The 6,117-nt window shown below is 62.3% G+C and carries 10 protein-coding genes and 1 pseudogene; 1 reads left to right on the plus strand and 10 read right to left on the minus strand.

Annotated elements, in window-relative coordinates; translation table 11 throughout:
• The 5 genes and pseudogenes from C444_RS22595 to C444_RS08345 all read right to left on the minus strand — a co-directional run.
• A pseudogene (locus tag C444_RS22595) lies at positions 1-285 on the minus strand (hypothetical protein); the annotation flags it as partial.
• On the minus strand, positions 282-413 hold the full coding sequence (locus C444_RS22940; RefSeq protein ID WP_004592249.1) for a hypothetical protein: 132 nt from the start codon (positions 411-413) through the stop codon (positions 282-284). The gene C444_RS22940 and the pseudogene C444_RS22595, both read right to left, overlap by 4 nt.
• On the minus strand, positions 413-1,099 hold the full coding sequence (locus C444_RS08335) for a DUF6166 domain-containing protein (RefSeq protein WP_004592250.1): 687 nt from the start codon (positions 1,097-1,099) through the stop codon (positions 413-415). The genes C444_RS22940 and C444_RS08335 overlap by 1 nt, the downstream gene beginning before the upstream one ends.
• 78 nt (positions 1,100-1,177) lie before the next feature.
• Positions 1,178-1,732: a DUF6166 domain-containing protein gene (locus C444_RS08340; protein WP_004592251.1), complete on the minus strand. Its 555-nt coding sequence runs from the start codon at positions 1,730-1,732 to the stop codon at positions 1,178-1,180.
• Positions 1,729-2,175, minus strand: coding sequence for a hypothetical protein (locus C444_RS08345; RefSeq protein WP_004592252.1), 447 nt, complete (start codon positions 2,173-2,175; stop codon positions 1,729-1,731). Before C444_RS08345 ends, C444_RS08340 begins: the two co-directional genes overlap by 4 nt.
• A 135-nt stretch (positions 2,176-2,310) precedes the next feature.
• On the opposite strand from C444_RS08345, the gene C444_RS08350 reads away from it, so the two are divergent.
• Positions 2,311-3,675, plus strand: a complete 1,365-nt coding sequence (locus C444_RS08350; RefSeq protein ID WP_004592253.1) for a restriction endonuclease — start codon at positions 2,311-2,313, stop codon at positions 3,673-3,675.
• Between the two features lie 13 nt (positions 3,676-3,688).
• Here the strand turns inward: C444_RS08350 and C444_RS08355 are convergent, their stop codons facing one another.
• The 5 genes from C444_RS08355 to C444_RS22285 all read right to left on the minus strand — a co-directional run bounded on the left by C444_RS08355 (position 3,689) and on the right by C444_RS22285 (position 5,940).
• Positions 3,689-4,264 (minus strand): hypothetical protein, encoded by a 576-nt coding sequence (locus tag C444_RS08355; protein ID WP_004592254.1) that lies wholly within the window; start codon positions 4,262-4,264, stop codon positions 3,689-3,691.
• A gap of 82 nt (positions 4,265-4,346) precedes the next feature.
• Positions 4,347-4,742 (minus strand): DUF7567 family protein, encoded by a 396-nt coding sequence (locus C444_RS08360; RefSeq protein WP_004592255.1) that lies wholly within the window; start codon positions 4,740-4,742, stop codon positions 4,347-4,349.
• 72 nt (positions 4,743-4,814) lie between these two features.
• Positions 4,815-5,180 carry a DUF7568 family protein gene (locus C444_RS08365; RefSeq protein WP_004592256.1) on the minus strand — a complete coding sequence of 122 codons (366 nt, stop codon included), beginning with the start codon at positions 5,178-5,180 and terminating at the stop codon, positions 4,815-4,817.
• 6 nt (positions 5,181-5,186) lie between these two features.
• A complete protein-coding gene (locus C444_RS08370; RefSeq protein ID WP_004592257.1) occupies positions 5,187-5,687 on the minus strand; it encodes a hypothetical protein in 501 nt (166 codons plus the stop codon).
• A gap of 106 nt (positions 5,688-5,793) precedes the next feature.
• The gene (locus C444_RS22285; protein WP_004592258.1) at positions 5,794-5,940 is read right to left on the minus strand and encodes a hypothetical protein; all 147 of its coding nucleotides are present in this window, start codon (positions 5,938-5,940) and stop codon (positions 5,794-5,796) included.
• Positions 5,941-6,117: the final 177 nt, after the last annotated feature.

Genomic DNA, 6,117 nt, shown 5'->3' on the forward strand with positions numbered 1-6,117 from the left:
AGATGTGTATAAGAGACAGCCCAGTAGCTGGTCCTGGTAACAGAGCCCGTGATGAACGAGGTTCGTCCGCGGGACACTGTCCATATAGGAATGATGGGCTTCGTAGATCGCGCCGGCGACGTGCCGTGGGATCGATTCGATATGGACGCGCTCTGCGAACCGCAACCCGAGCGGCGCCGTGACCGGCTGGCCCTCGCGATGGATGGGACACGAACACCCCTCCGGAGTGCGCGTGTACTGGAATCCGGTACTCCGCCGTTGGCCGGGAGAACGTGTCTGAGTCACGAGTCAGTGGCGTCAGTCTTCTCTTGCCGGTCATTGTACCGCTCCAGTTCGCGACCGATTTTTTCGAGTGCCTCGACCCCGCGTTCGATCAGTTGGTGGGTGGCTCGCGACAGCCGAAGCGTCTCCATCAGCACTCCCCCTCCGGTGGCTCGATGAGGTCGTTGCTCTCGTCGACGAGGGCACGGATGGCCCGCTCGACATCGGCATCGTCCGATACCGTCCGGCTCGCCAGGGGTGCCGGATAGGCGCGATCGCCCTGACTACAGAGGACGGCCAGCCAGCCATCGGTTCCCTCCCCGAGCACGATGTAGTGGTCGTGATCAGCCCGCTGGAAGACTCGCCGGTCGGGTCGGGTAACCGTTCGCCAGTTCTCGGGGAGCGTCGGTGATGGCTTTCCGCCGTCGGGAAGGGCGACGACATCGTCGGTGATCGTCGCCATCGCCGCGTCGATCTGTTCGCCGGTGAGGTGCCAGCACGCCGCCGGACCGTCACACTTGAGCTGGCTGATCACGCGGTTGCGGAACGCGATATAGTGCTCTCGGGCGACTTGGGTGTCGTCGTAGTAGTCGAGGAGAAGCCCGCAGGCGAGCTGTGCGGGCCCGCTTCCAGTGTATCCCCACTCGAAACCGGTCGGGCTGTGGGTGACCACATCGAGACTCCGATCGGGAGTGAGCCGCTGGTGTTGGGTGAGATTTAGAACGACCGCTTGGCCATCGACGCGAAAGCCGACGTATTCGACGGGGTCATCGTGACTTTTTGCGAGCGCTTCGGCCTGGACTGCGTTCGACGTGGGGCGTCGTGCGTTCCCGTTCATCGGTTTGTCGCGGGAGTGGTGACCCCCGCACCCCTCTCGGGGGTTCTACAAACAGCTCCGGGAACGCCGTCACCGTCCCTACTGGCTGGCTGCGGGGAACTCGAAGCCGCCGGTGTCGGTGGCCGAGTCCTCCGAGTCGGAGGTCTCTGATCGAACTTCCTGGCGAGCGTCCTCCAGTTCCTCGCGACGGTCGTCGACGCTCTGGTGAATATTGATGTCGTGCTTCTCGCAGAGCGCTCGCTCGACCGCGAAGGTCATCTCGTCGAGATCGACCGCCGTGATACCGACGTCTTCCGGTGACGGCGTCTCATCAGCCACGTCGATGTCTTGCGACCAGGTATCGGCCGAAATATCGCTGGTCTGGAGTCGCCACTCGTCGCCCTCGAGCTCTTCACGCAGGTATTCTGCGAACTCCTTGTAGTGGTCGAGCGCGATGTTCTTCGTCGACGAATCGGCCAGTAGTGCGATGGCGAGCTGATCGACACGGGCCTCGTCGGCTTCTGGACCCCAGTCGAATCCACCAGGAGCACGGCGCAGAACGTGGAGGTGCTTGTCTAGCACGTCGCCATCGGGCGTGTACACCAGCTGACCGCCCATACAGCGCTCGCCGCGGTAGGCTCGGCCACCGGTCATCGGAACTCACCCTCCCAGTGCCCCATACCTCTTGGTCGTTCCGGGGGCTGGCGGGGGAAGGAATGCGACGGCCGACGGGCGGTATCTGGACCGCGTCCGGCTCCCTGATTGCTCGCACTCGTGGCCCCGGTTGCTCGGGGACCGACGTACATCGGCTTTCGCGCTTGACTTCGCTCAGTGACGACCTCCCGATGGAGCATCGTACAGAGTTCCATAATGCTCTGGGCGAGGTCGACCGCCGCCGCTCGCGACCGGAGGTCGTGCTGGCTGAAGAGGATCGTCCCATCGGCCCGGTCGACCCGGACCAGCCACTCCGGGGTCTGCTGGACGTGGCAGAGAACGGAGTTTGAGAACTCGTAGGCGAACACGAAGTGCTCGTCGTCTGTTTGGCGATGCAACCACCAGTGGTCGGGGGCAATTTCGCTGTCGCTTGCAGAACTCATCGCTGACCCGGGACGGTATGACGTCCCGCACCCCTCGCGGGACGTGAAACAACAACTGCGGTCGCTGCACCCGGTTTTGTCGCCGAAGTCGGCAACGTATTTGGTTGTAGCAAAATACAGTCCAATTATATTCGGATGGCTGTACTGGACGACCTCTCGGGGTTCGAGTTCGAGGACCTGATGGAGGACGTATTCCGGAACCTCGGCTACGAGAACGTCCGGCAGGCCGAGCGCACGGCCGACGAGGGCCGGGATGTCCTGATGGAAGAAGTCGTCGACGGAACACGGCGGGCAATCGTCGTCGAGTGTAAGCACACGGGAACCGTCGGCCGGCCGGTTGTCCAGAAGCTCCACTCGGCGATCGCGACGTTCGACTTCGACGGCCCGAAACGCGGCATGGTCGTCACGACCGGCCGGTTCACGAATCCTGCCCAGGAGTACGCCCAGCGCCTCCAGCAGAACGACGATCCGCATCCAATCGAGCTGCTCGACGGCGAGGACCTCCGAGAGATCGCTGACGAGATCGGACTCGACCTCTACAACGGGCGCATCGAGATCCTCTGCGACGAGACGCTTCGTCCGTACGACCCGGCGGCCGATGTCGACGCCCCCGTTCAGGAAGCGTTCCGCGACATCGAGAACATCGAGGCTGCGGATCTGCCGGTACCGCACTCGCAGGTAACGTTCCGGCCGACCGTCGCGATCACCGCCGACACCAACGCCGTCTTCGAGACCTCTGTCGGCGTCATCCACCGAATCAACGACCGCACACAATTCGTCGTCCACGCTGAGCGTGGGCATCCGCAGGTCGCCGACGAGGCCGTCGCGACGCTGGTCACCGAAAACTTCCACGCGACAGTCGATCTTGATGCCGACCGGTTCGGGGAGGTCTTCGACGCCGTCGAGGAGCGCCGCTTCGGCCAGACCCAGACGGAGTACAAGGAGTGGGCTGTTGACCGCCTTCAGGACTACCACACGACGACGGTAACCTACACCGGCGACAACAACGTCACCTACAACAAAACGTGTGAGCCGAATCTCTCGGACATCTCAGTACAATCGATCGAGCCGGTGTATCTCCCTGAGGTTCGGCAGACGACCGAGCTCCGAGAGTATTCGTATCCGTACGAGCACTATGCTGCTGGCCCCTCACGGGTCACGCTCGAGGACGGCATTCATCGGTGCGTCCACTGCGAGACGAGCGGCGTCGACGAGGCCTACACCTACTGTCCGAACTGCGGAGCCATCGCCTGCGACAGCCACATCAAGACCGAACGACTCGAAGGCGAACCGGTCTGTACCGGCTGTGCAGTGACCGAACGGTTCGCATTGAAGACGAAGTATTTCTACGACGAGGAGAACCTCGAGGCGTTCCGCGAGGAGTACGCCGAGATGCCGATTCACGAGAAGGCGATGGAGAACAAGTGGCTAGCCGGGGGTAGCGTGATTACCACGCTGTTACTCCTCATCGGGCTTCTCGTCATCGGCGGCATCATCTGAGCGCGCTCGGTGTTCAGGCTGGCTCAGCTACCAGCTCTTCGAGTGCGTGCTCCAGCGGGCCGTTGAACTGCCAGCTTGCCCGCTCGAAGGCTTCGTCGGTCGGACCATCCCAGCGCGGGAATGCGGAATGACCGCTCACCTTGACCGTCCACTCGGTCGGCTCGTCGAACGGGCTCCGCGTCGGGAGCTCGACGACGTAGAGGTACTCCTCGTCGCCGTGAATACCGTCAGCTGGATCCTCGACGCCGTGGCCCAGCAGAAACAGCGGCTGGTCTAGATGCTCCATATTCTCTGGCTTGAGAAGATCCGCTGGCTGAGCTGCGTCGATCGTTCGCTCTGGGTCGCCATCCAGGTAGAGGCCGACCGTCGAGAGCTTGTCGAGGAACACGAACGACGCCGCCGTGTAGCCCGGTCCACGCTCGGCACGGGTCGCATCGAGAAGCTCTTTCAGCTGTGTGAGGTCCCGAAGGACGCTCTCCGGGTAGCCATCTGAATGCCGGTACACCTGCGCGATGCGATGGGCGCTGCCATCTGTCTCATCGGTCTGTTCGACTCGTTGGACGAATCGGAGTTGACTCCGTGTCGACATCGATACTCCCCGGCGCGTGTGCGCCGGCACCCATCGCCGGCGCAGAAACAACACCACACAGTCGTAGCGGGATTGCAATCCGCTACGCGAGATGTGACACCTCGTCTGGTTCCTCCATGTCGTCGAATTCACCACGCTCGACCGGCTCCCAGTCTTCTCCCGGTGCTGGACTCCACCAGTCGACTTTGTAGGCCCCCGGTGCGCCGAGGACTTTCACCCGTGCCGAGCCGTCAGGTAGGTCGCGACGGAGCTTCTCATCGACGTGAAGGTTCCACGTCGAGTCGGTGTCGAAGCAAGCGAGCACAGCCTCCTCGTAGCCACGATATTCTCGGGACTCTCGGAGGACGACCTGCGTGTTACAGTTCTTGCAGAACACTCCCTCGAAGGGAATGTGGGTGAACACTTCTTGCCCGCAGACGGGACACCAGAGGAACTCGAACAGTGCCTCCCTGTGTCGGTCGAGTACTTCGAGACTCATCGTTGGGCCGACCCGGTTCGACCGGGTCACTCTCTCCGCCCCGGCCGAAAAACATCCTGCGTGTGTACGTTCTCAGCGTTCAGAGCCGTAGACGATGCGCGAGGGGGCTTCGTACCCACAGTCCGGGCAGTCGTACCAGCGCTGTACCTTCGCTCCATCAGCTGCCTTCTCACCGACGAGGATGTCGTCGTTCGGACACTCCGGACAGTTTAGTTCCGGCGCTGGCCGCTCCCGAAGCGCATCCCGAAATGCGGTCGCCTCTTTTGCCTCGTAGCCCCGCGACCAGATCGGGTAGCCGTCGACAAGGATCGCCCCGCGCCACTTGTACCGGTATGAGTCCGGAGCCCGGTGTAGAACGGCTCGCGCTCCAGTCTCGGTGTTTCGATACGCGAGTGTTGGAGTACGACTTTCCCGGGACCAGTTGGTGATTCGTGGCATCGTCAGTCAGAAGTGGACGTCTGCGGGGACGATCCAGAGCGTCTGACCGTCCTCGTCTTCCTCGAGGACGCGGTCGAGCTGGCCACGATGCCGAATTCCCTGTGCGTGCTGGTCGTACATCGGGACGGACGGCCCCTCGTACGCGCCGACTTGGTGGAAGGCGTGCCGGGCGAGGTCCTCGTCGCGCATGATCGCCTCGTCGCTGAGCTCGTCGAGCGCCTCCTTCACGCGGTCGAGGTTCCGCTGGAACTCCTCTTTTGTAGCGTTCCAGGCCCGGTCGAGGAGTTCACTGCCTTCCTCTGAGTTGACATCCGCTGCCGTCGGCAGGTCACCCCAGCGGGCCTTCCCGGCCACCGTCGTATCCTCTTCATCGAAGGTACAGTAGTAGTCAAACACGGCGCAACCGTGGGGATTCGCCCCGACGAGCCGGTCGAAGACTGCTTTCCCTTCGACCAGGGCGTCGTGCTGTGTCGGTGCTTCAACCAGCGCGTAAATGACCATATGCATCTGGTTCACCTCGGAGCGCCGACTCACCGGGCTCAGCTCCGTGCTGTCTGCTCGGTGCGCCGGCACCCATCGCCGGCGCTCAAAAACCAGCTTCGTGAGATCACGTTCAGGGATCGGCTGTCCGCTCGACGGTGATCGTCAGATTCCCCGACTCGTAGTCGGCCTTGAAGTCGACGATGTACGCGTCTGAGTCGAATGCGGCGTGGTAGGCGCGCTGTCGTTCGAGCGGTAATCGATATCGAAACGGTGTCATCGATGGTCCTCAACGACGAACTCCCTGGGATCGGAGATTCCCATCATTTTGAACTACAGAGCGCCGGGATTGTTATTGAGGAAGACGGGGAAATAATGGACCGAAAACACCTAACCTGTAACGGCTGGGGGGAGGAGAACGAGTTAACGCTAATCCAAGACATCAACGACACCCTCA

Origin of the sequence: Haloarcula japonica DSM 6131 (genome assembly GCF_000336635.1) — an archaeon.
Taxonomy (GTDB): domain Archaea; phylum Halobacteriota; class Halobacteria; order Halobacteriales; family Haloarculaceae; genus Haloarcula; species Haloarcula japonica.